At 47.9% G+C, this 1,109-nt stretch carries 1 protein-coding gene; it reads right to left on the bottom strand.

The annotated features are described in order from the left end of the window. Positions 1-1,109: hypothetical protein (locus tag EKD05_RS26250; protein ID WP_165361004.1), on the bottom strand; the 1,109-nt coding region annotated here is incomplete at both ends.

The following is a 1,109-nucleotide window of genomic DNA, read 5'->3' as shown; positions in this document are numbered from 1 at the left end:
TCGCAAAGTGCAGGAGCTACAGGTGTACCAACTATCAAACCCTGTGGGTTAAATCCGCCGCTTACTGTGAAGCCTGTAAGCCATGAAGTAAATGCTGTATTCAATGCTGTTTGGTCAGCATAAATACATGATGAAGCTGTAAAGTCCTCAGGTTTATTGATAACCAGCTCGTTGGGTGATACGATGGTAAAGGTTGCTGAAACGGATTCCGTTTCACAAAGGTCGGTAACATCGTAAGTAACGGTTGTTTCACCACCGCAAAGGGTGGGTGCAGTTGGTGTACCATAACTTCCCTGTGGATCGCATCCGCCGGTTACACCAAAGCCTGTAAGCCAGGTGCTGAAGGCTGCGTCTATGGCTGCCTGGTTGGCAAAATCAGTTGCAGCTGCACTGTAAGCAACCGGTGCGGTGATGGAAAGATCTGCAGGTGAAGTAACTGTAAAGGTCCGTGTAATACTGGCATTACTGCACAAATCAGCTACGCCATAAGTGATAGAGACCTCGCCGCCTTCACAAAGTACAGGAGCTGTGTAAGCACTCAAATCAGGTGCAGTTACGCCACATCCTTCTTCGGTTACTTCAAACTGTCCTATCCATGCAGTAAAAGCTGCATCTAATGCTGCCTGATCGGCATAAGCACAAGAGTTCAAATCAGCATTTTCAGGTCCTGCTACGGCTACTGCAACTGGTGCAGTAAGGGTAAAGGTTCTGGTAATGCCGGCCGTGGTGCACAAATCAGCTATTTCATAAGTAACTGATACCTCGCCACCAGTACAAAGTACAGGTGCTGTGTAATTGCTCAAGTCTGGAGTAGTTATACCGCAACCGTCTTCGGTTACAGCAAACTGTCCTATCCATGTGGAAAAAGCTGCATCTAATGCTGTTTGATCGGCATAATCACAGCTGTTCAAATCGGCATTTTCCGGTCCGGTTACAGCTACTGCTTCCGGGGCGATAATTGCAAAAGTTGCAGTAACCGATCCGTTACCGCATTCATCCGTTACAGTATAGGTAACGGTTGTGGTACCGCCATCGCAAAGTGCAGGAGCTACAGGTGTACCAACTATCGAACCCTGTGGGTTAAATCCGCCGCTTACTGTGAAGCCTGT

The sequence above is a fragment of the Candidatus Chloroploca sp. Khr17 genome (assembly GCF_004138165.1).
GTDB lineage: Bacteria > Chloroflexota > Chloroflexia > Chloroflexales > Chloroflexaceae > Chloroploca.
The sequence above is the reverse complement of the archived record's forward strand: the minus strand, read 5'-3'. Positions and strand labels throughout refer to the sequence as shown.